At 69.3% G+C, this 1,075-nt stretch carries 1 protein-coding gene; it reads right to left on the bottom strand.

Features of this window, described 5'->3' with window-relative positions; translation table 11 throughout:
- Window positions 1–88 precede the first annotated feature (88 nt).
- The gene (locus tag FJ309_17715; protein MBM3956412.1) at window positions 89–301 is read right to left on the bottom strand and encodes a hypothetical protein; all 213 of its coding nucleotides are present in this window, start codon (window positions 299–301) and stop codon (window positions 89–91) included.
- Window positions 302–1,075 lie beyond the last annotated feature (774 nt).

Below are 1,075 nucleotides of genomic sequence, written 5' to 3'. Positions count from 1 at the left end.
ACGCCGGTGATAAACACGATCGCCTTCCGCCGCCCGGCCTTCGCCGCGGCGATGATCCGCTCGATGCACCCGCTCGTGGCGGCGAGGTTCACGGCCCCCGCATCGCTGCGGGTGATGTCGTGGACCGTGTGGCGGGCGTAGAGCGACCGGGCCGCCTCGATGATCGTGGGCGTGGGGGAATAGGAGCCGGTGCCCCAGGTGGCGGGGTCGATGGAGGCGGGGGCGAGCGCGGCGGCGGAGGCAGGCGGCGCTGAGGCTGATTCCAGAGCCAGGCGGATCGCGCGGCCGAGCGACTCGCCACTACAGCAAAACGGCGGGCGGACGCCGTCGGCGTGGGGCGGCTTCCAGCGGCGGTCGCTGGAGGATTCCGCCGCACGATGCGGCGGCTGGCGACCCGGGGAACCCTTGGCGTTTGCCGCGGTCGCCGAAGTGGCCAAAGGCCATGGAGGGCTTTGGCCACGGAAAGCTGGCGCTTCCGTGGCACAGAGGATCGGGAAGATCGCCGCGGCGTGGCTCGGGGCGTGGAAGTTTTTGAGGTCGAGGCCGTAATCCCAGGCCTGTTCGTAGTCGAGCCGCTCGAACTTCTTCGCACCCACCTTGAACTCGATCGGGATCACGCACTTTTGTGTCACGAGCACCGCATCGACCCGCCGGCCGAGCCGCGGGATGTCAAACTCGAGGTGGATCCAGGCGGCGGCTTCATCACCAAAGGGGACAGGCCCCTGTTCCTGCGGAACACGCGCCAGTCCCCGGAGGGCCGCCCGGAGCACGGGCAGCTGCAGCCGCCAGGCCGATTGCTGCTCCGGGGCGAGCGTGTAGCCATGAGGGCTCGCGAGCGGCGCGTAGACCTCCTCGTCGCTCGCGGCGAGAAACTCCTCCACCGGCGCGGCGTAGAAGGCGGCATTGGTGCGCGGGCCTGGCATGGGCGATAAGCCTACCAAAGCGCGGGGACAACCTTGTATCTTGCCCGAGGCACCTTCAAGCGGCCACAGTGAGCCTTCCGTCCATGGTGCTGGGCGCAGCCCAGCCACCGCTGGCACGGAGACCGGCGGTAGGTCGAACAACCTTCGGCCTT

It is taken from the genome of Planctomycetota bacterium (genome assembly GCA_016872555.1).
GTDB lineage: Bacteria > Planctomycetota > Planctomycetia > Pirellulales > UBA1268 > F1-20-MAGs016.
The sequence above is the reverse complement of the archived record's forward strand: the minus strand, read 5'-3'. Positions and strand labels throughout refer to the sequence as shown.